This window comes from Kitasatospora sp. NPDC054939 (assembly GCF_053610105.1).
The window spans coordinates 31,723-52,417 of sequence record NZ_JBSGXP010000048.1 but is presented as its reverse complement, the minus strand read 5'-3'; the positions used below and the strand labels follow the sequence as shown (position 1 = coordinate 52,417).

Genomic DNA, 20,695 nt, shown 5'->3' with positions numbered 1-20,695 from the left:
GACTGCTCGTAGGCGATCTTCTTGACCTTGCCGTCCAGCGCCCGGTGGGCGCCCGCCTTGAACTTCGCCGCGTTCGGGTCCGCCTCGTCCCCGTTAATCATGACGATGTTCGCCTCGGACGCCTTCGGCCCCAGCGCGGTGAGCAGCGCCTCGCCCTGCAGCTCACCCACCTTGAAGTTGTCGAACGACACGTACGCCGCCACCGGCCCGGTCGCCAGCCGGTCGTACGCGATGACCTTCACACCCTTGCCGGTGGCCTCGGAGACCCAGCTGCGGGTGACCCGGGCGTCGACGGCGTCCAGCAGGATGACCTTGACGCCGCGGGCGACCAGGTCGTCGAACTGCTCCTTCTGCTTGGCGGCCGAGCCCTCGGCGTTGGCGTACGTCACGATGCAGTCGGGGCAGAGCGAGGTGACCTTGGCCTCGACGAAGGGCTTGTCGAACGACTCGTAGCGCGCGGAGGAGCTGTTCTCCGGGAGCAGCAGGCCGATCGCCCCGCCGAAAGTCCGGGGCGCGGCGCTCGGCTTGCTGTCGCCGGCACCACCGCAGGCAGTCGTGACGAGGGCCATCGAGACGGCGGCACCGCCGACGGCGACGCGGCGCAGGAGTACGTGCATGGCGGGGGTGGCCTCCGGGGCAGGGCCGCGCGGGTGCGGCAGGGCTGGGGGTGAGGAGTCAACCCAGCGCCGAGGCGCACGTCAATATGTAAACGGTCAATCGTTCACGCTCTGCATCTTTCGTTATCTTTGTGAACGCACGGTATCGACGCCCGACACCCCCGCCGAGCTGGCCTTGAAGTCCCATGATTCGCCGCTCTACGCGCATCGATGACGGACACTCAGCACAACTGGATGCTTCAACTCATGAATCGGAAGGCCTCGTCCGGCCGGACGGCGACCGCCGACGCCGCCCGATCGCCCGCCGTGCCTGCGGCGTCACGGGGAGCATCCGGCGGGGCCCTCCGCGCCGCCTCCGGCAGAGCCGTCCGGGTGCTGCCGTCGGCCCGGGCTGCGATCGTGGTCAGCAGAGGACCCGAACGGCGGGAGGTGGTGCCGGCGATGTCCGAACCGTCGGCCACGGACGCGGCCTTCGTCCGCGCCCTGTTCGCCCACTCCCCCGTCGGCCTGTTCGTCCTGGACACCGACCTGCGCGTGGTGCGCTACAACCGCGCCGCCCGGGGACTGCGCGACCTCCCCGAGGGCGACGTGCTCGGCCACACCGTCACCGACTTCGCCCCCGGCGTCGACGCCGGGGAGCTCACCGCCCTCGCCCGCCGCGTCCTGGCCGACGGCGAACCGGTCCGCTCCCGGCTGCTGCGCTGGCACCGGCCCGCCGACCCCCCGCGGGCCGCGGCGCTGTCCGTGTCGCTGTTCCGCCTGGAGAGTCCGGTCGGCCGGATTCTCGGCCTGGCCGCACTCGTCGAGGACGTCACCGCGCGGGAAGAGGCCCAGAGCCGCCTGGCCGTCCTCGCCGACGCCCACCGGAACATCGGCACCACCCTGAACGAGGCCACCACCGCCGAGGAACTCGCCGCGGTCGCCGTACCCGCCTTCGCCGACGGCATCGTCGTCGACCTCCTCACCGAGACGGTGCAGGGAAGACAGCTGCGGCACGGCCGGAGCGGCCGCGACGCCGTGTTCCAACGGGCCGCACTGCGCGACGTCGACGGCCGCCACCACGCCTCCCAGGTGGAGCCCGGCACCCTCTTCGGCCTACCGCCGCACACCCCGTTCACCCAGAGCCTGGCCGACCTGCGCCCCCGGCTGATCACCCGGCTCGACCCCGACGCGCCCTGGCTCGCCGCCGACCCGGAGCGCGCCCGGCGGCTCGCCGAACGGGGCATCCACACCCTCATCGCCACCCCGCTGGCCGTCCACGACACGGTGCTCGGCCTGGCCGTCTTCATCCGCCACCGCCGCGCCGACCCCTTCGACGCCGGCGACCTGCAACTCGCCGAGGAGCTCGCCTCCCGCACCGCCCTCAGCCTCGCCAAGGCCCACGCCTACACCCGCGAACGCACCCTCGCCACCGCCCTGCAACGGCGCCTGCTGCCCTCCCGTCCGCCCGAGGTCTCCGCTGTCGACACCGCCTGCCTCCACCTGGGCGGCGACGACGGCGCCGACTGGTTCGACATCGTGCCCCTCTCCGGCACCCGGGTCGCCCTGACGGTCGGCACCGTCGGCGGACGCGGCATCGAGGCCGCCGCCACCATGGGACAGCTGCGCGTGGCCGTCCGGACCCTCGCCGCGCAGGACCCCGCCCCGGCCGAACTCCTCGCCGCCCTCGACGACGCCACCGAGCACCTCGCCGCCGAACCCGCGGCCGCCCCCGGTCCCGAGGACCCCGCGGACGCCGACGGCATCGGGGGCCCCGCGGACCTCGCGGGCCCCGAGGCCGGCGAGGTCCGCGACGCGGACGCGTCCGCCGACCCCGCCGCGGTCGTCTCGGCGACCTGCCTGTACCTGGTCTACGACCCGCTCTCGCGCCGTTGCACCGCCGCAAGCGCCGGCCACCCCGCCCCCCTGCTCAGCGGCCCGGACGGCCGGCCGATCGACCTGCCGCTGCGCGTCGGCCCACCGCTCGGCCGCGGCGGGGGTTACGAGGCGGCGTCCGTCGAACTCCCCGAGGGCAGCCTCATCGCCCTGCCCACCACCGGCCTGCTGCACGCCCGCGGCCGCAGCGAGCACGACGCCCGCCGACTGCTGCACGAGGTGCTCGCCCGCCCCGACCGCGACCTCGCCGCGCTCTGCGACGACGCCGCCTACGCCGTGCAACCCGCCGCCTCCGAGGACGACGCCAGCCTGCTGCTCGGCCGCACCCGCACCCTGGCCGCCGACCGGGTGGCCGTCTGGACCCTGCCGGACGACCCCGCAGCCGTCTCCAAGGCCCGCAGCCTCGCCGCCCAGCAGCTCGCCGAGTGGCAGCTCCACGACCTCGTCGAGACCACCCGGCTGATCGTCAGCGAGCTGGTCACCAACGCCATCCGCTACGGTGCGGCCCCGATCACCCTGCGCCTGATCCGCGACCGCGAGCTGATCTGCGAGGTGTCGGACAACAGCAGCACCGCCCCGCACATGCGCCAGGCCGAGGAAACCGACGAGGGCGGACGCGGGCTGTTCCTGGTCATGTCCCTCAGTCACCGCTGGGGCACCCGCTTCCGGGCCCGCGGCAAGACCATCTGGTCCACCCAGGCCGTCCCGACACCCTGACGCCGGGGGCCGGCGGTGCCTCAAGCCGCGGCGGATCGGGCCACCGCGTCAGGCAGGCCGCGGCGGATCGGGCCACGGCGGGACGGGCGGTACCTCAGGCGGGCCAGTCGGCCGGGGAGGCCTCCAGGTCGTTGCCCCGGACCCAGACCGTGGAGACGCCCAGCACCGTACGCATCACGGCGAAGCCGCCCTCCCAGCCGCCGGGCAGGCGCAGCCGGCCGACCCTCGGCAGCCCGCCCACCTGACGGGCGTCCTTCAGGTGGAGCGCCCCCGTCCAACTGGGCAGCCCCAGGCTGGGGACGTCTCCGACGAGCTCGGCGTCGACCTGGATCTCCCGGTCCTCCGCCAGTACCAGCGCGGGGCCCAGGTACTCGGGTGAACCCATGCCACCGACTCTGCGCGGCCCGGGCCGCCCGCGCAAACGCGGTGCCGGCGGACTGGCCGCCCGCGACCGCCTCCTCGCCCTCGCCACCGACGAGCAGCGCCCGCACGTCGAGCGCTACCTCGGCGGCTACGTGTACTTCCACCTCCGCTGCCGCCGCTACCGCTGGAACGACGTCTACCCCGGGCTCGCGCCGATCGACGTCTGAGGGCCGATCGACGTCTGAGCGCCGCTCCCCGGGGAGCGGCCGCCGCCGAACGAACGCCGGTAGGCGGCCGGTGTGGTGTGCACGACGGCGTGGAAGCGCCTGCGGAGGTTGGTCGCCGAGGACAGGCCCACCCGCACCGCGACCGCCTCCACCGGGAGGTCGGTCTCCTCCAGCAGGGTGCGCGCGGCCAGCACGCGCTGCTGGAGCAGCCAGCGGCCGGGCCCGGTACCGAGCTGCCGGCTGAACCTGCGGGCGAGCGTCCGCTCGGAGACCCCCGCCCGGGCGGCCAGGTCCGGGACGCCGATCGGCTCGTGCAGGCGCTCGGCGGCCCAGTCGAGCACCGGGGCCAGCGAGTCGGCCGGGCGGTCGGGCGGAGCAGGAGCGGCGTACTGGAGCTGGCCGCCCTCCCGGTGCGGCGGCATGACCATGTGCCGGGCGAGCTGCGCGGCGTGCGCGGCACCGTGGTCGGTCCGGGCCAGGTGCAGGCACAGGTCGATGCCCGCCGCGGTGCCGGCACTGGTGGCGACGTCGCCCAGGTCGACGTACAGGGTGTCCGGCTCGACCCGGACGGCGGGGAAGCGGGCGGCCAGTTCGGCGGCCATCCGCCAGTGCGTCGTCGCCCGGCGGCCGTCCAGCAGCCCCGCCTCGGCCAGCAGGAACGCCCCGGAACAGATCGCGACCAGCCGGGCGCCGCGGCCGTGGGCCCGCCGGAGCGCGTCGACCACCGCGGGCGGCGCGGCGCGGTCGCGCTCCTGCCAGCCCGGGACGACCACGGTGTCCGCGTCCTCCAGGGCGTCCAGCCCCCGGTCGACCGCCATGTCGTAGCCCGCCAGCGTCGGCACCGCGCCCGGCCGCTCCGTACAGACGCCGAACCCGTACCGCGCGGGCAGGCCCGGCCGGCTCAGACCGAACACCTCGGCGGCACACGCCAGCTCGAACGTCGACTGCGGCGGCAGCACCAGGGCGACCACCCGATGGGGAACCATGGCAGAAAAGTACCCGCCCGCGTCGATCCTGACACTGGTTCCGGTGCCGGTCCGGTCGGAAGCATGGTCGGCATGACGACAGAGACCGACGGTGTTCAGTTCCTGCACGTGGACGAGGTCGAGGCGGTCGAGGTGGTGCCCGGCATCGTCCGGCGCCGACTGCCCGCCACCGCATGGGCGCGCGGCTGGCTGTACGACTTCGCACCCGGCACCGAGTGGCCCGAGGTGGACGTCCACGAGGGCGAGGAGCGCTACTACGTGGTGTCCGGCGAGTTCATCGACCGCGGCCGGCGCCTCGGCGCGGGCAGCTACGTGGTGTTCGCCCCCGGCAGCTCGCACCGCCCGCGCACCGAGACCGGCGCCCGCATGCTCGGGATCAGCATCCTCGGACGGTAGAGCGGCTCGGCGGGGCCGACCCGGGCGGGCGGCCCGTCTCAACCTCCGCCCGGCCGCCGTCCCAAACCCCAGGTCGGCGCCGTGGGACGGGCCGGCACCGATGGTTGGTACGGCAACCGGCTTGTCCCCCTCGGGCCTGCGGGTGATTCTGGCGATCACCGGGCCAAGATCACCGATCCCCTGCGGGGGACGCGTGCCCGGTTTCCGCACCCGCATCCCTGGGGGACCCGATGAAGCCCACGCACCGGACCGTCACGCGCACCGCCGCCCCGCCGGCGGCGCCGGCCCCCGGGCACGCCCCGGCCGGCCCGGCCGCCGACGGCGCCGACACCGGCTGGGACTGACCGCGGACGGACCCGGCACCCGGTGGACCCGGGCCCCTGCCCGATACCCGCAGAAGTTCCGGACCCGGCCCTCCTCGGTCGACGACCGGTCGGTCACATGGGCGAGGGGTGGACCTCCAGCGGAGGCTCGCCCAAGCGGCGGGGAGCCAGGACCGCGTGGTAGTGCCGGTCGAAGGGCATTAGCGCCGGACGGGAAAGGCGCCAGGCGAGCACAGCATTCACACAGTCGGTCAGCCCGAGTGCCTGCCCTAGATGCCGACGCATCAGTTCCTCCGCCTCACACAAAAGCCGCCGGTCGACCGTCGCGATCAGAATCCGCCCCTGCCCGGCAAGAGCTCCGAGCCGAGTGACGGCGTCAACGGCCGCACGTTCGCCGGCGCGGGACAGGAGCAGGTAGTCGAGTTCGGCCAGTACCAGTGGGGAGACAACCAGGACGCCAGGAAGGTTCAGGACTCGACCCCGGCCTTGTGCATTTCGTCCCGCCGATTGAACGCGGCGAGGAGCACACCGGTGTCGGCAACTGCGAACTCCGGGACCGATTGTGGTGTCACCGGCCGAACCCCTCGGCCAGATGCTCGTCAGCACGGGAGGCCAAGTCCGGCGGACCGTCGAACAGCGCCCAATCGGCGAACTCCGAGCCACCGATCGCCGTGGTGGGGAGTTTCAACGATCCGACCGCATACTCCAGAGCCAAAGCCTCCGCCGGGCGCCCCAGCACATGCGCCAATTCCCGCAGCATCGCCGCCTCCCGGCCGGCCACCGTTACCTGCGCGGTGATCGGCCGTGCATCGGGCTGAACCGGTTCCGCCTGCTCACCCATCGGGTTGCGCTCCCTTCCCGCCCTTGGCCCGCCGTCATTCCGACGGCCCGGTAAACGTGGCCTGCGTGATATGTCGCAGACCGCGCACCGGTATCCGACTCGCTCGGCCGAACCGAGCGGGCCCGACTTCCGCCGGAGTTCCGCCCGCCCCTGCACGATCACCGGGAGTTCATCACCCACAGTGATGGAGTCGTCGTAGCCGGTAGCGGCCAGCGGGGAGGTCGAGCCGGCGAGAGCTCGGGAAGCCACGGATGCCGAGGCTCTGTCGCGGGAGGAGAATCCCCGGTCCCACCGGCGGACGCCCCCCTCGGGGCGGCTGCCCTGTGGGGGTGGGGCGTCGGTGGGGGTCGCTAGGCTGCGCGGGCTGGTTGACGATCATCACGGGGAGCACGGCATGGGTGGGGAGATCGGTGCGGCGGGGTACACCGCGCGGTTGGAGGACGGGCGGGTGGTCTTCCGCAACGAGCGCGGGCGGGCGCTGAAGAAGGTGCCGCCCGCGCTGGTCGGACACGCGGGGCTGGCGCGGCTGTTCGCCCTCGCCGACGGGGTGACGGCGCACGAGCGGGCGTGCCGTCAGGAGGCGGAGCGCCTGGTGCGGGAGGCCGTCGCGGTGCCGGGCGAGGTGGTGGAGGTGCTCGCCGCGGACGCCGCCTGGAAGGACGCGCTGGCGCGGGCCGGGCTCGTCCCCGCCGCCGGGGGCCGGGAGCCGGAGGAGGATGTCGACGACGCGCTGCTGGCCCGCCGCTACCGGCACCCCGCGCTGCCCGACGGGGTGCGGGTCCTGCTCACCACCGCGGATGCGGCCCGCCACCGCGACCGGCTGATGGCCCACCTGGGCTGGGAGTTGGTGGACGTCCGGGCGACCGGGCTGGCGGGCCCCGGGGCCGTGCCGTTCCCCGAGTCCGCGCTGGCCGAGCACCCCGCGCGGACGGAGGAGGTGCTGCACTACGTGGAGCGCATGGAACAGGCCACCGCGGCCTGGCGGGTGTTCATCAAGCGCGACGTGGACGCCGTGCTGAAGGAGCTCGCCGGCGCCGAACCCGCCCTGCTGCGCTGCTTCCTGGACGGCGTCGCCGACCGGTGCCTGCACCACGGCGGCGAACGGGCCGACGCGGCGGCCTGGTTCGGCCGGGCGCGGGCCGCCGATCGGACCGCCGGCGACCGCGTCGACCAGGAGTGGCTGGACGCCCGCTACGCCGCCATGGACGCCGCCGGTGCGCTCACCGACAGCGCCCTGCGCGAGCGCATCAAGCAGGTCACCGCGCGGGGCGCCGACCGCGACGCGGCCCGCCGCACCCTGGCCCTGCTCACCGTACGGACGGTCCGCGAGGGGGCGCGCCCCCGGCTGGTCGCGGACCTCGTGCGCACCGCCCGCGCCGCCGGGCTCGACCCCGCCCGTGAACTCGCCCGGCTCGCAGTCCTGCGGCTGCCGGCCCGGGACCTGTGGGGCGACGCCGGTCGCGAGTTCTGGACCGCCGTGCTCGCCTCGCCCGCCTGGGACCTCGTCCTGGCCGAACTCCCCGATCTCGCCCACGAGGTGGTGGCCGCCGGGCCGCAGGCCGGGATGCTGGACTCGGACCTGCCGGTCGACTACCTGGAGCGGACCGGTGCGCTGGCCCTGCTGACCGGGCCGGCCGGCGAGGGCGGGGCCGCTCCCGGCGCCGCCGCCGACTGGCTGCGCGGCCTGGTCGTGCTGGCCGACCTGTCGTACCGACCGGCGCCCGGGCCCGGGCTGCACCGGCTCGCCGGACTGCTGGCGCCCCGGATCGCCGCCGACGGCGTGCCCGTGGACCTGCCCTGGGCCGGCCGGCGGGACCGCAACCGGCGGGGCCGCGGCATCGTCCGGCTGGACATTCTCGACCTGCTGCTGGCCGCGGGCGCGCCGGTCGCCGACCCGCCGCCGCAGCTCGCCGACCCGCACCTGCACCACCTCGCCACGGCGACGCGCCCCGAACTGCACGCGCTGACCGCCGACCCGCGGTTCGCCCGCGAGATCCGGGCGCTGCTGCGGGCCGAGTTCGAGCTGACCAACGGCGGCGACGCCAACAACCTCTGGTACCAGCCGCACGACCCCAAGGGCTGGGCCGACGTGCCCGCCCTGGTCGGCACCGGCCTCGGCCGCCGCACCCTCGCCGAGTGGTGCGACGAGGAGCTCGCCGAGCTGCCCGTCCTCGACCTGGACGAGGTGGCGCTGATGCTGGCCCGCTTCATGCACATCGGCGCCGCCGCCGCGCTACTCGCCGACCCGGGCAGGGCCGAGCGGCTGGCCGCCGTGGACGTCGCCGGGCTGCTGCTGGCCGCCGTGGCCGAGGCGGCACCGCAGCACGGGCTGGACCGGGCGGGCGCCGAACTGCTGCTGCGCGGGGTGGAGGCGCAGTCCGTCTTCCGGGACGGGGTCGCGGGCCTCGTCCGCCAGCGGATCGCCCGGCTCCTGGAGATCGAGGCGGACGCGGTCGACACCGAGTTCGCCCGGCTGATACAGATCGCCGCCAACTGCCGCAACGGGCTCGCCCACCTCCTCCCGCTGCTGACCCCCGAGGCCGCCCCGCAGACCGACCCCGCCACCGGCACCGATCCCACCGTCGGCACCGATCCCGCAGGCACCGGCCTTGCCGCCGGCGGTACGGCCACCGGTGCGGCCCACGCGCCCGACGGGGCCCCCGACCGACCCGCCGCCCCCGTGCCGGCGCGGGTCCGGCTCGGCCGACTGCTGCACGCGACCGCCGCCGACGGCACGCTGTGGGACGGCGACCTCGACCACCCGAGCGCGATCGTTCCGGGCGCGTCCGCCGCCTTCCCCTACCTGGTCATCGACCCGCAGACCGAGCTGCTGCGCGGCGACGCCGTGAGCGGCACCGTGGTGCGCGAGTACGCCGACCTGCCGTTCGTGGCCGAGCAGGGCACGGGCCGCTGGCGCACCGTCACGGTCTCCCGTCCGGGCGGCCGGCCCACTCCCCCGGTCGGCCACGTCTACCGCACCGCCCGGTCGACCGCGGTGGTGCTCCACAGCAGCTACAACCGTTCCTCGCTGCTGGAGTACGCCCCCTCGGGCACGTTCCCGCCGGACGGCCCGCTGGCCGCCGCCGGCTGCGAGGTGCAGCACGAGCACCACCTGGTCGCCCGGGCCGACGTCCGCCGGCTGCACCGCTACCTCGAACTGCTCGCCGAACGGGGCCCGCTGCCCGCGCGCCCCGAGGCCGCCGAGGAGCTGGCCCGGCGGCTCGTGCTGACCACCGAGGAGGCGGGCGCCCTGCTCGCCGTCCGCACCTACAACCGGAACCACCCGACCGCCGCCGAGAAGAAGGCCGCCGACCGGATCGGCCACGACGCCCTCCAGGCGATCCGGGACCGGCTGCTCCCGGACGACCCGGAGCGGCTGTGGACACACGGACCCGACCTCGACCGGGCCGTGGCCTGGTGGCACGAGCGCTTCGGCGCGCCCCCGGTCCCCACCGAGCTGCTGGTGCAGGCCGGGCGCGAGATCCGCTTCCCCAAGGGCGACTGGGCCCCCACCGGCCCCGGTCCCGCGGTCGACCCGGGCCCGGACGGGCTGCGCAGGCGCCGCCGGCGGCTCGACGCGCTGCTGGCCGCGGCCCTCGCTCCGGCCACGGGCCCGGACTGCGCGCCCGCCCCGTACGCCTCGCCCTACGCGATGGCGTGGCTGGCCTACCGCACGCCCGCCGGGCACCCGCTGCGGCCCGCGCTCGGCGCAGCGGCCCTCCGAACGGCGGAGGCTGCGCGGCAGACCGGTGCCGCGGCCTGGCGGGTGTTCTCCGCCGACCGGTGGGCCGCCATGGGCGAGCCGCCGTCCCCGCTGCCGCTGGCCGACCTGGCCGGCGTCGAGGTGGTGGACGACCAGGCCCTGCGGCAGTGGCACGTCCTGGTGCGCCCGGAGCTGCTCGACGGCGCCGACGACCCCGCGCTCGACGCGATCGACGACTACTACGACCGCCTCCAGCCCTCGCAGGCACTGCCCTCGGGCACCGGACTGCCCGCCCTGACCGACCTGCGGATCCTGCTCTCCGGCGACCTCGACGCACTCGGCCGGCACCTGGCGGCCGACGCCGACCGCACCCCCGGCTGGGAGCAGGACCCGCGCCGGAGCGCACCGGAGGTCGTCGCCGAATGTGCCGACACCCTCGCCGTCCCGGCGGACGCGGCGGCCCTGTACCTGATGCTGCTCGCCCTGCCGGACCCCACCGACCGCCAGGTGCGGCAGTGGACCGGCTGGTCGGCCACCGCGCTGAAGGCCGCCCGGCAGCAGGTCCGCGACACCGGGCTCGCCGTGGAGGGCCGTCGGCCGCGGGCCGGGCGCAGCCTGTTCCTGCCCGGCCCGTGGCTGGAGCCGAAGGTGCCGCGGCTGCCGGTCGAGGCCGCCAAGTCGGCCCTGTTGCCCGCCGACCCGGCCCGGGCGAGCGGCGCCCACGCGGCGGCGGTCCCGTCCCGCCCGCTGCCCGCCCTGTTCGCCGACGCCTGGCAGGCGGCCCGGGCCGAACAGGGGGCCGCCGGGCGGCCGTGACACCCACCGCTCCGCTCCCGTCTCCCCGGCCCGGCAGCCGGGGAGACGGGAGGGATCGGGGGGAGGGACGGGCCCGTCAGGCTCCGGTCCGCCGTGCCCGGAAGCGCCGTTCGACCGCGGGGTCCACGGGCGTGTCGCCGAACAGCGCGCGCAGCCGGGCGGCGACGGCCGGCCGCAGCGGGGTGCGGCGGCCCGTCCGGCGCTCGTTGTAGCGCTCCATGATCGGCACGTACAGGAACCCGGCGCGGCCGTAGTGGACGAGGGACTCCGGCACCCCGCCGGCCACGAGGTCGTCGATGAGGTCCAGGTAGAGCGCGTGGTAGGCCGCCTTCCGGCGGGCGGCCAGCAGCTCGTCCGCCGTGGGCTGGTGGGCGTCCAGGTGGTAGACGTCCGTGGCGGACTTGACCAGGTCCATCGAGATGGCGTCGGCCATCGCACTGTCCATCAGCCGGGCGTACGGGACGGGGCCGGTGCCGTACAGGCGGGCCACCCCGATGCCGCAGCCGTAGTTGTTGGCGGAGTGCGTGCGGTAGACGGCGGCATCCCACACGGAGGCCGACCGGTTGAGCCGGGCGTGCAGGCCGACCCGTCCGCGGGCGGGGGCGTGGTCGGCGGGGGCGTGGTCGGCGGGGGCGTGGTCGACCTTCTCGGCGTACTGGTACAGGTACTCCCGGACCAGCGAGAGCAGCGCGGGCACCGCGTCGTACCCCCAGCCCTGCGCCTCCAGGGCGGCGACGACGTCCGCGGCCGAGCGGCCGTACAGGCGGAACTCGCCGCGCACCAGCGCCGACGGCGGGATGCAGAGGTCGTCGCAGATCGTGCTGAGGGCGACGTAGTGCAGGAAGCCCGGCTGCTCGGCGTACCGCTCGCCGCACCAACTGGCCGTCCACTGCAGCGAGTCGCGGCAGGCGAACGCCACCACCTCGGCGGCCGTCGGATCGCCCTTCCGGGCCCAGTCGGTCCAGTCGACCCGGGCGCCCGCGCCGTCGTCCGCCCCGGTCAGGACGGCGCGGAGCAGCGGCCAGAGGTTCGCCTCGTGGGCCTGCGGGGTGTGCGCGGTGTAGCCGGCGCCGCCCATGAGGGAGTACAGCTCCGCGGTGTCCCTGTTGTACCGGGACCGGGGCGCGCGCGGAGCCGCGGCGGGCCTCGGGGCGGTCCTGGGGTGGTGCAGGAAGGTGCAGGACGCTCCCTCGCCGCAGCCCGGTCCGCACCACATCAGGTGGACCGCGTCGAGCAGTTCGACGTTCGTCCGGCACTGCGCCAGCTCGCGCAACGCCTCCGTCGCCGTACCTCTGTGGTGCAGCACCTCCGCGCAGACCGCGAGCCGGTCGGCCGGCGGCCGGACCGTGCCCGGAGCATCCGGCACCGCAGCGAACACCGACATCGAAGGACCCCCGTCCCCATGCACCGGCCGAGGCCGGCGTGAACCCTCACTTGCTGGTCGCAGCGTGCCACACCGTCTCGCCACCTTGTTCGAATGCCGGGTGCGAAGTGATCGACTTCACCCTCCGGCCGAGGGGGCTCCGGCGGCGCGAGCGCGCGTCGGGACGGCGCGGACCGCCGACGAGGGCCGCCGCTGACGTGTCGTCGGTCGGCTGCGCCGGGCCGGGTAGGCCGCGCATGCGGGGCGGGGGCTGCCGGCCGGGTTGTCGGTGCGGGTGGCTAGCTTGTGCGGTGTCGGCGGGCACCGCCCGGACGACACCGCTTCCGCCACCGCCCGAAAGGGGCCCTCCGCCATGCCGGTCGCCACCGACGAACAGGTCACCTACCTGGAGCTGTCCGAGGACTCGGGCAGCGCCCACAAGTTCTACGAGGTCAAGGTCGCGGGCACCGACGTGACCATCACCTACGGGCGGATCGGTGACGGCGGCCAGGCCAAGACCACCTCCTACCCGACGCCCGAGAAGGCCGCCGCCGCGGCGGCGAAGAAGATCGGCGAGAAGGTCCGCAAGGGCTACGCCCCGGCCGTCCGCGGGGTCCGGCAGCGGCGCGCGGTCACCCGCCGGGCGATCGTCAGCACCGGCTCGACCGCCCGTCAGGCCCCGGTGCTGTGGCGGTTCCGCTCGGGTGCGGCGGCGTTCGGCATCTTCGTCGGCGAGGAGCACGCCTGGGTCGGCAACGAGCGCGGCGACGTCTACACCCTCACCCACGACGGCGAGGTCACCGGCCGCTACGGGCTGCCCGACGGCGTCAAGTGCATCGTCGCCGACGACTGGTGGATCTACGCCGGCTGCGACGACGGCAAGGTGTACGACCTCGGCGGGAAGGTGCCGCGGGTGGCGTACGAGATCGCCGAGGACGTCGACATCTACTGGCTGGACATCCACGACGGCGTGCTCGGCGTCGCCGACGCCCGCGGCGGCATCACCACGGTCGACCACGAGGACGAGTTCCAGTGGCGGCGCAAGGCCACCGGCACCGACGGCTGGATGGTCCGCTGCGACGACGACGGCGTGTACCACGGCCACTCGCGCGGCGTCGGCCGCTACGAGGCCCGCGGCGGCGACCCGGTGTGGCACACCGCCACCCAGGGCGACGTGCTGTTCGGCTGGCAGGAGCGCGACGAGGTCTTCGCCGGCACCTCGCGCGGCTGGGTCCACCGGCTGCGCAAGGCGGACGGCTCCGAGGTGGCCCGCTACCGCTGCGACGCCGCGGTGTTCTCCTGCGCGGCCTCGCCGGACGGCCGCTACGTCTTCGCCGGGGACAACCACTCCTCGGTCTACTGCTTCGCGGCCGACGGCACCCGGCTCTGGAAGCTCGGCACCGGCTGCGGCTCGGCGTACAGCATGCAGTACCGCGACGGCCGGCTGTACATCGTGACCACCGACGGCTCGCTGGCCTGCCTGGACGCCAGTGAGCAGGCGGTCAGCGCGGCCGAGGACGGCACGCTCCCGAAGGCCGCCGAGGTGGACGGCAGCGGCTGGACGGCGACCGTGGCGAGCGCCGAGGTCGAGTCGGTGACGGCGGGTTCGGCCGGCGCGGCCACCGGCATCGAGGTCGAGTGCGTGCAGGAGGGCACCCGCCTGCGCGTCCGGGTGGTCGCGCAGGGCTTCGACCCGGCCCGCCGCGTGCAGTTCCCGAAGGACATCCGCGTGGCCGGCGCCCGCTACCTGGTCACCGAGGTCGTGGAGTCCGGCAGCGGCGGCTTCTACCGCACCCGCGGCGACATCAAGCGCCTGCTGTAGGAGGGCCCCGGTCCGTACGGTTCCGCCCCCGCCCGGGAAACGGGTCGGGGGCGGAACCGTTTCCCGGCTCCCGGACGGAGCGTGCCCGAGGGCCCGGGACCGGGGCGGGGCCGGTGCCTCAGTCGGTCGGGACGGTGGGCGGGTGACAGTGGAGCAGCGCCCGGTCGTCGATCGGGTCCGCTGCCGGGGCTGCCGGCGTGACCGTGGTGGGAGGAGGTGAATTCCCGGATGCAGAACGTGCTCTCCCTGATCGACCTCGTGATCGACGAGGACGACACCGAGCGGGGCCTGTACGGACCCGTGGGTGTCTCGTGCTCCCTCTCCAGCGGCATCAGCAACGCCTGCTGACCTCACCCGTCCGGGCCGGTACCGACGCGGGCCGGCCCGGATGCGGTGGCCGCCTCCGAACCGGGGAGGAGGTGAATTCCCGGATGCAGAACGTGCTCTCCCTGATCGGCCTCGCGCTCGACGAGGACGACGTCGAGCGGGGCCTGTTCGGCCCTGCCGCCATTGTGTGCTCCCTCTCCAGCGGTGTCAGCAACGCCTGTTGACCCACCCCTGAACGACCCGGGCCGGACAACCGGCCGAGGGCGTCCGGCCCGGGTCCACCTCCGTTTCCTGTCCCGCTGTCAGCGAGGAGCGCGTCATGCGCAGATTCGACGAGTACCAGGCCTTCTCCGTGGCCGATCCGCTGTTCTTCGAGACCCTGGGCCGGGCCCCGTTCGTCCCGGACCTCCAGGAGGAGCTCGCGGAACTCGTGGGCGCCGAGGGGGAGGTCACCGCGTCGGGGGTGTGGGCGCGGTGTCGGCCGCCGACCGGGCCCGAACTGCCCGCGCACGGCTGGAAGATCCACGTCTCGGCGGTGGCCGAGGACGCGCCGGCGGCGCTGCGCGCGGTGGCGGCCGAGTTCCGGCGGACGCCGTTCACGTTCAAGTGCCTGCGCTCGACCCGGCTGGTCCGGCTGGGGGCGGCGCGGTGGTGGCCGCCGGGGCAGATCGGCAAGGTCGTCGTGGTCTACCCGCGGTCCGCGGAGCAGTGCCGCGAGCTGCTGGCGCGCCTGGCCGGGCCGCTCGCGGGGGTGCGCGGGCCGTACGTGCTGACGGACCGCCGCTACGGCGACTCGGGCTGCCTGTACTACCGGTACGGCGAGTTCACTCCGTCGGGGGCGGTGGCGGCGGACGGGACGTCGCTGCCGGTGCTGCACGGGCCGGACGGGCAGCGGTGGGCGGACGAGCGGGTGCCGGTGTACCGGCGGCCGCCGTGGGTGCCGGAGCTGTTCGAGGAGGAGCCGCCGGCCGCCCCGGCCTCGCACGTCCTGCACGGGTACGAGGTGACCCGGTCGCTGCACTACGGCGGGGCGGGCGGGGTGTACCTGGCGCGGCGGGTCGCGGACGGCCGGCCGGTGGTGCTGAAGGAGGCGCGTCCGCACACCGCGTTCGCCGAGGACGGTTCGGACGCGCAGGTGCGGTTGCGGCGCGAGTTCGACGCCCTGGAGCGGTTGCGCGGCACCGGGGTGGCCCCGGAGCCGTTCGAACTGTTCGAGGAGTGGGAGCACCTGTTCCTCGCCGAGGAGTACGTCGAGGGGCAGGCGCTGGTGAGCTTCATCGGCCTGCGCAATCCGGTGGCCTCCAACGACCCGAGCGCGCGGGCGGCGGCCGAGTACGCGCGGGTGGTCGACACGGTGGTGGCCGGCCTGCGGGAGGCCCTCGCCGTCTGCCACGCCCGGGACCTGGTGCACGGCGACGTGTCGCTGACCAATGTCCTGGTCGATCCGGGGACGCTGCGGGTGCGGCTGATCGACTTCGAGTCGGTGCGGCGGGTGCACGCCCGCCAGGGGCGGCAGCCGGGCACGCCGGGGTTCGCCCCGCCGGCTCCGGCCGACCGCAAGGACGCCACCGGCGAAACCGGCCCGACCGACGGCCGGGCGTTCGACGGCTACGCCGTGGCGGCGGTAGAACTGGCGATGCTGCTGCCCCGCAACACCCTGCTCGCGCTCGACCCGCCCGCGCTGGCCCGCTCCACCCGGCACGTCGCCGGGCTGCTGCGCCGGCCGGTGGACGGACTGCTGCGCACGCTCGGGCTGCCGCTCGACGAGGCGCCCGAGGAGCAGCTGGACCTGCCCGGCGCGGTGGCGGACGCGGTGGCGTTCATCGAGGCGGTCATGACGCCGGAGCGCGACGACCGGCCGTTCCCCGCCGACCCGGCGGTCTTCCGCACCAACCCCTGGTCGGTGGCCCACGGCGCGGCCGGGGTCCTGCGGGCCGTACACGGCGTCACCGGCCGGTTCCCGGAGCCGATCCGGGCGTGGATGACCCGCGGCGAACCGGCCCTCGACCGTCTCCCGCCCGGGCTCTGCTTCGGGCTGGCGGGCGTCGGCTGGACGCTCTGCGATGCGGGCGAGCACGACTGGGGCGCCGCCGTCCTCGACCGCGCGCTCGGCGGCGCGGCAGCCCCGGAGAGCGCCCTGCCGGCCGACCTCGCCACCGGCGCGGCCGGGCTCGGCCTGGCCTGTCTCGCCGTCCGGCAGCGGACCGGGCGGGACCGCTACCTCCAGGAGGCCGCCCGGATCGGCGACGGGCTGATCGCCGCCGCCCGGGACGCCGGCCGCGGCCTGTTCTGGCCGGACGCCACCGGGCGGGCGCCGCAGGTCGGCTACGCGCACGGCTCCTCGGGCGTCGCCGCGTTCCTGCTGTACCTGTCCCTCGCCACCGGTGATCCGGCGTACCTGCGGATCGGCCGGCGGGCCCTGGAGCACGACCTCGCGCAGACCGTGCCGCAGGACGACGGAACGCTCGCCGTCCCGGGCCGGGTCGGCAGCGCGGTGTACTCCCCGTACTGGCTGCGCGGCTCGGCGGGCGTGGGCACCGCCGTCGTCCGCTACCGCCGCCTGCTGCCGGACGACGCCGTGCTGCGCCGGGCGCTCGACGGCATCCTGCACCGCGGCGTCGGCCAGGCGACCGTCACCACCGGCCTGTACCGGGGCATGGCCGGCCCGACGAACCTGGCGCTGGACTGCGCCCGGCTGCTCGACCGGCCCGACCTGCGGGAGCCCGCCGAGCGGGCCGCCCGGGCGATCCTCTCGATGGCGGGCCGCCGACCGGAGGGCCTGGCGTTCCCGGGCGAGAGCCTGCTGCGCTACAGCACGGACTTCGCGACCGGCAGCGCAGGCATCGCCCTCGTCCTGGACCGGCTGCACCGCGGTTCGGCGGACTTCAACTACACCCTGGACGAGTTGCTGCCCGCCGTACCCGGTGCGGTCCTGCCGACCGCCGCGGGAGGCCGGGATGCGTGACGACGCGCTGTCCGTCATCGCCTGCGGGGCGAGCGCCGTGCTCGACCTGCCCGGCTACCTGGTCCGGCTGCGCCGCAGCGTGCCGGCGCCGCTGCGCCTGCTACTCACCCACAGTGCGGAGCGGTTCCTGCGGGCCGAGGCGCTCGCCTGGCACGCCGACGAGTGCTACGGCCCGGACGACCGGTTGAACCCCACCGAACTCGCCCTGCGATCGCGGGGTCTCGCGGTCCTGCCCGCGACGGCGAACCTGCTGGCCGGCGCCGCCCTGGGGCTGGCCGGCTCCCCGGCGCAGACCGCGCTGCTGGCCCATCCGCGGCCGGTGCTGTTCCTGCCGAGCATGAACGCCGTCATGTGGGACAAGCCCGCCACCCGGCGCCATGTGGCCGCGCTGCGCGCCGAGGGGCACGTCGTCGTCGATCCGCAGCCCGGCGAGGTGTACGAGCTGTGGAGCGGACGGGTGGTGGAGGGCCGCGGGCTGCTGCCACCGGAGGCGGCGGCGGAGGCGGTCGCGGCGTGGTGGCGGACCCTCCCCGAGCCGGACGGGGCGGGCGGGACGGACGAACCGGGCGCGGCCGGTGGGGCGAGCGGGACGGGCCGACCGGGCAGGCCGGATGGGCCGGGCAGACCGCACGAACCGGACGGGGGGCGGGCCGATGGCGGTTGACCTCGGCAAGGGAGACCGGCCGCGCTCCCCCGCCCGCCGCCGCCCGCACCGGGCCGGACCACTGCGGCACCGGGACTTCCGGCAGCTCTGGCTCGGCGCCGGCCTGTCCGCACTCGGGTCGCAACTCACCCTGCTGGCCCTCCCGTTGTGGATCCTCGACCGGACCGGCTCACCGTCCGCCGCCGGCCTGGTCGCCACCGTACGGCTGCTCGCGGTGTTCGCGAGCCAGCTGCCCGCCGGTGCGCTCGCGGACCGCCTGGACCGCCGGACCGTCCTGATCGCCGCCGACGCGGGCCGGGCCCTGGTCGTGGCGCTGCTGGGCCTGCTGGTCCTCCGCGGCGACGGCCCGCTCCCGGCCGTCACCGCGCTCGCCACGGCCGAGGGGCTGCTGACCGCCCTCGCGATCCCGGCGGGCTCGGCCGCCCTGCCCCGGCTGGTACCGCGCCGGGAGCTGAACGCGGCCGTCGCCGCAGGCCAGGGCCAGGCGTACGCCGTGCAGTTCCTCGGCCCGCTGCTCGGCGCCGCGCTGTACCGGCTCCACCCGGCCACGCCCTTCCTGCTCGACGCCGTGACCTACCTGGTGTCGCTGGCCCTCGTCCTGACGGTCCGCCGACCGCTGGGCGGGGGCGCCGACACCACCGGCCGGGCCGACGGACCGGGCGCACCCGGGCCCCGGCTGCGGACCGCGGTCGCCGACGGCCTGCGGTACGTCCTCGGCTCCCGCTACCTGCGGGCGCTGCTGGCCTGGTCGGCCCTGGTCAACTTCGCCACCGCGGGCGTCACCTTCGTCCTCGTCCTCGTCGCGGGCCGCGACCGCCCGCAGTCGCTGGGGCTCGCGCTGGCCGCGACCGCCCTGGCCGGCGTGGCGGGGGCGCTGCTCGCCCCGCGCCTCCCGCGGGTCTCCGACGCCCGCCTGCTGCGCACCGTCACCGCCGTGATCGCCGCCGTCGCGGGCGCCGCCGCCCTGCGCCCGTCGCCCCTGGTGATGACCCTCTGCACGGCGGCGATCGCGCTGGTCAGCCCGGCGGTCGTGGTGCGGACCAACGCCCGGGTCCTGGCCCTGGTCCCGGACGCCCTGATGGGCCGGGTGCAGGGCTCGCTGCTGCTCGTCGGCGGCCTGCTGTACCCGTTCGCCACCCTCGCCACCGGCTGGTTCGACGAGCACGCGTCGACCCGTACCGCGATGGCGGTCCTCACCGGCGTCCTGGTCGTCGTCCTGGCGCTCGCCTTCCTGCCCGGCCTGCGGCACCCGCCCCCGCCGCACCCCGCTCCGGCGCCGGGCGACGCGGATCCGTGAGCCCGGACGGCGGCGACCTGCCCCTCCCACGGGCCCGGCTCACCCGGTGGGGCCGGGGGCAGCGCGGAGGGGCCCCGGGGCGGTACGGAGGGGGCGGGTGCAGGGGCGGGGAGGCGGGGGGCGATGATGGCTGCCGTCATTGGCGGTCCACGGACAGGGTGGGCGGGCGTGAGGGAGAGCACGATGAGGCCGGTCGGACGGAAGGTGGCCGCGGTCGCGGCGACGGGTGTGCTGCTGGGAGCCCTGGCGGCCTGCGGGTCCAGCGGCTCCGGCGGCTCGGCGGCCAAGGCCGGGGAGGACCGGGCGAAGGCCTCCGCCGCCGCGGGTTCGGCGCCCGCCACGGGTGCGGCGCCCGCCGGAACGCCGTCCGGCGAGGCCGCCCCCTCGGGTGCCGGCGGGGGCGGCGGCAACGGTGGCGGCCGGGGCGGCGGCAACGGCGGGGGCGGCGGTGCGGGCAGCGGCGGCGCGACCGGGGCGAGCACGCCGCAGGTCTGGCAGGACGCCCCGACCCCGGTGCTCGACTACCGGACGGTCGTCGCGCTGATGCCCGACCAGGCGGCCCTGCCCGGCTGGGAGCAGGACAAGCGCCGGGTCGACCGGGCCGACCACACCGGGGACTGCGCCGCCAACGCCGCGGCCTGCAACGGCAAGCCGCTCAGCGGCGAGGCCAGGTTCACCTCGGGCGACACCACCGCCCGGTTCCTGGTCGAGACGCTGCCCGACAAGGCCGCCGCCCAGCAGAAGCTCAAGGAGGTGTACGCCTCCTTCGGCGACAGCCGGTACCGCACGGTCGAGCTGACCGTGATCGGCACCGAGAGCCGCGCCTGGCAGGGCAATTCCGGCGGGCAGGACGGCGTCGCGTTCGTGCTGCGCGCGGGCACCGTGGTGGCGACCGTCTCCACCGAGGGCGGCCCCGTCGACCCCGCGTTGACCCAGCGCCTCGCCACGATGCTCGCGAAGCGCATCGAGCAGGCCCAGGCCGGCACAACGCCGGACACCCCGCTCGGTTCCTGACCCGGCCGGCACGGCCCGGCGCGCCGCCTCCGCCCGGCGGTGTCGGCCGGCGCCCCGGGCGGCCCGCGCGACCAGGCCCTGTCCGGACTTGGCCCTGTCCGGCAAGATCGGCCGGACAGGGCATGGCGCTGGGCCGCCCGCACGCGCCTCGTCGCTCGGGCCCAACTCGCGCTCGCCGCAGTGGAGCTGTGACATCCTCCACTGCCCCTCCGTCAGATGCCGTACGCCGAGCGCCCGGACGGCAGACGGACCCGCCCGGCGCGGGGGCCGTGGCGGGCGACAGCCGTCGGGCCTGCTACGCCCCGTCCACCCGGCCCGACGGCACGCCCGATACGCTCCGTCGCCGCACGCACCGGCCGATACCCCGGTGCCGCATCCG

Annotated in this window: 14 protein-coding genes; 9 read left to right on the top strand and 5 right to left on the bottom strand. The window is 75.9% G+C overall.

The features are described 5' to 3' along the window. Nucleotides 1–617 (bottom strand): substrate-binding domain-containing protein (locus ACWGB8_RS16295; protein ID WP_452214136.1); only part of this gene is annotated, 617 nt, incomplete at its 3' end. A gap of 441 nt (nt 618–1,058) precedes the next feature. Between ACWGB8_RS16295 and ACWGB8_RS16290 the strand changes: the two genes are divergently transcribed. Further along, the gene (locus tag ACWGB8_RS16290) at nt 1,059–3,209 is read left to right on the top strand and encodes a SpoIIE family protein phosphatase (RefSeq protein WP_452214135.1); all 2,151 of its coding nucleotides are present in this window, start codon (nt 1,059–1,061) and stop codon (nt 3,207–3,209) included. 94 nt (nt 3,210–3,303) lie between these two features. On the opposite strand, the gene ACWGB8_RS16285 is transcribed toward ACWGB8_RS16290, so the two are convergent. Further along, nucleotides 3,304–3,594, bottom strand: a complete 291-nt coding sequence (locus ACWGB8_RS16285; RefSeq protein ID WP_452214134.1) for a hypothetical protein — start codon at nt 3,592–3,594, stop codon at nt 3,304–3,306. On the opposite strand from ACWGB8_RS16285, the gene ACWGB8_RS16280 reads away from it, so the two are divergent. Further along, nucleotides 3,593–3,799: a hypothetical protein gene (locus ACWGB8_RS16280; RefSeq protein ID WP_452214133.1), complete on the top strand. Its 207-nt coding sequence runs from the start codon at nt 3,593–3,595 to the stop codon at nt 3,797–3,799. The two genes, ACWGB8_RS16285 and ACWGB8_RS16280, sit on opposite strands and share 2 nt — an antisense overlap. Here the strand turns inward: ACWGB8_RS16280 and ACWGB8_RS16275 are convergent. Then, complete coding sequence (locus ACWGB8_RS16275) at nt 3,769–4,785, bottom strand: helix-turn-helix domain-containing protein (RefSeq protein ID WP_452214132.1); 1,017 nt, start codon at nt 4,783–4,785, stop codon at nt 3,769–3,771. The two genes, ACWGB8_RS16280 and ACWGB8_RS16275, sit on opposite strands and share 31 nt — an antisense overlap. 72 nt (nt 4,786–4,857) lie before the next feature. Here ACWGB8_RS16275 and ACWGB8_RS16270 point away from each other — a divergent pair, with 72 nt between their 5' ends. Next, the gene (locus tag ACWGB8_RS16270; protein WP_452214131.1) at nt 4,858–5,181 is read left to right on the top strand and encodes a cupin domain-containing protein; all 324 of its coding nucleotides are present in this window, start codon (nt 4,858–4,860) and stop codon (nt 5,179–5,181) included. An 891-nt stretch (nt 5,182–6,072) separates the two neighbouring features. Here the strand turns inward: ACWGB8_RS16270 and ACWGB8_RS16265 are convergent. Then, complete coding sequence (locus tag ACWGB8_RS16265) at nt 6,073–6,345, bottom strand: hypothetical protein (RefSeq protein WP_452214130.1); 273 nt, start codon at nt 6,343–6,345, stop codon at nt 6,073–6,075. Nucleotides 6,346–6,739: 394 nt separating this feature from the next. Between ACWGB8_RS16265 and ACWGB8_RS16260 the strand changes: the two genes are divergently transcribed. Further along, nucleotides 6,740–10,864 carry a hypothetical protein gene (locus tag ACWGB8_RS16260; protein ID WP_452214129.1) on the top strand — a complete coding sequence of 1,375 codons (4,125 nt, stop codon included), beginning with the start codon at nt 6,740–6,742 and terminating at the stop codon, nt 10,862–10,864. Nucleotides 10,865–10,940: 76 nt separating this feature from the next. On the opposite strand, the gene ACWGB8_RS16255 is transcribed toward ACWGB8_RS16260, so the two are convergent. Then, nucleotides 10,941–12,248 (bottom strand): hypothetical protein, encoded by a 1,308-nt coding sequence (locus ACWGB8_RS16255; protein WP_452214128.1) that lies wholly within the window; start codon nt 12,246–12,248, stop codon nt 10,941–10,943. A gap of 352 nt (nt 12,249–12,600) precedes the next feature. On the opposite strand from ACWGB8_RS16255, the gene ACWGB8_RS16250 reads away from it, so the two are divergent. The 5 genes from ACWGB8_RS16250 to ACWGB8_RS16230 all read left to right on the top strand — a co-directional run bounded on the left by ACWGB8_RS16250 (nt 12,601) and on the right by ACWGB8_RS16230 (nt 20,316). Then, nucleotides 12,601–14,049: a WGR domain-containing protein gene (locus ACWGB8_RS16250; RefSeq protein ID WP_452214127.1), complete on the top strand. Its 1,449-nt coding sequence runs from the start codon at nt 12,601–12,603 to the stop codon at nt 14,047–14,049. Between the two features lie 646 nt (nt 14,050–14,695). Beyond that, a complete protein-coding gene (gene lanKC / locus ACWGB8_RS16245) occupies nt 14,696–17,341 on the top strand; it encodes a class III lanthionine synthetase LanKC (protein WP_452214126.1) in 2,646 nt (881 codons plus the stop codon). After that, complete coding sequence (locus ACWGB8_RS16240) at nt 17,334–18,005, top strand: flavoprotein (protein ID WP_452214125.1); 672 nt, start codon at nt 17,334–17,336, stop codon at nt 18,003–18,005. The genes lanKC and ACWGB8_RS16240 overlap by 8 nt, the downstream gene beginning before the upstream one ends. After that, complete coding sequence (locus ACWGB8_RS16235) at nt 17,995–19,302, top strand: MFS transporter (RefSeq protein WP_452214124.1); 1,308 nt, start codon at nt 17,995–17,997, stop codon at nt 19,300–19,302. The genes ACWGB8_RS16240 and ACWGB8_RS16235 overlap by 11 nt, the downstream gene beginning before the upstream one ends. A 183-nt stretch (nt 19,303–19,485) precedes the next feature. Continuing rightward, nucleotides 19,486–20,316, top strand: a complete 831-nt coding sequence (locus tag ACWGB8_RS16230) for a hypothetical protein (protein ID WP_452214123.1) — start codon at nt 19,486–19,488, stop codon at nt 20,314–20,316. Nucleotides 20,317–20,695: the final 379 nt, after the last annotated feature.

Excerpts from the sequence above, each read along its gene's own strand:
- ACWGB8_RS16290 (WP_452214135.1), top strand. The coding sequence starts at position 1,059 with ATGTCCGAACCGTCGGCCACGGACGCGGCCTTCGTCCGCGCCCTGTTC.
- ACWGB8_RS16280 (WP_452214133.1), top strand. The coding sequence starts at position 3,593 with ATGCCACCGACTCTGCGCGGCCCGGGCCGCCCGCGCAAACGCGGTGCC.
- ACWGB8_RS16265 (WP_452214130.1), bottom strand. The coding sequence starts at position 6,345 with ATGGGTGAGCAGGCGGAACCGGTTCAGCCCGATGCACGGCCGATCACC.
- ACWGB8_RS16255 (WP_452214128.1), bottom strand. The coding sequence starts at position 12,248 with ATGTCGGTGTTCGCTGCGGTGCCGGATGCTCCGGGCACGGTCCGGCCG.
- ACWGB8_RS16250 (WP_452214127.1), top strand. The coding sequence starts at position 12,601 with ATGCCGGTCGCCACCGACGAACAGGTCACCTACCTGGAGCTGTCCGAG.
- ACWGB8_RS16285 (WP_452214134.1), bottom strand. The coding sequence starts at position 3,594 with ATGGGTTCACCCGAGTACCTGGGCCCCGCGCTGGTACTGGCGGAGGAC.
- ACWGB8_RS16230 (WP_452214123.1), top strand. The coding sequence starts at position 19,486 with ATGAGGCCGGTCGGACGGAAGGTGGCCGCGGTCGCGGCGACGGGTGTG.
- lanKC (WP_452214126.1), top strand. The coding sequence starts at position 14,696 with ATGCGCAGATTCGACGAGTACCAGGCCTTCTCCGTGGCCGATCCGCTG.
- ACWGB8_RS16275 (WP_452214132.1), bottom strand. The coding sequence starts at position 4,785 with ATGGTTCCCCATCGGGTGGTCGCCCTGGTGCTGCCGCCGCAGTCGACG.
- ACWGB8_RS16235 (WP_452214124.1), top strand. The coding sequence starts at position 17,995 with ATGGCGGTTGACCTCGGCAAGGGAGACCGGCCGCGCTCCCCCGCCCGC.
- ACWGB8_RS16260 (WP_452214129.1), top strand. The coding sequence starts at position 6,740 with ATGGGTGGGGAGATCGGTGCGGCGGGGTACACCGCGCGGTTGGAGGAC.
- ACWGB8_RS16270 (WP_452214131.1), top strand. The coding sequence starts at position 4,858 with ATGACGACAGAGACCGACGGTGTTCAGTTCCTGCACGTGGACGAGGTC.
- ACWGB8_RS16240 (WP_452214125.1), top strand. The coding sequence starts at position 17,334 with ATGCGTGACGACGCGCTGTCCGTCATCGCCTGCGGGGCGAGCGCCGTG.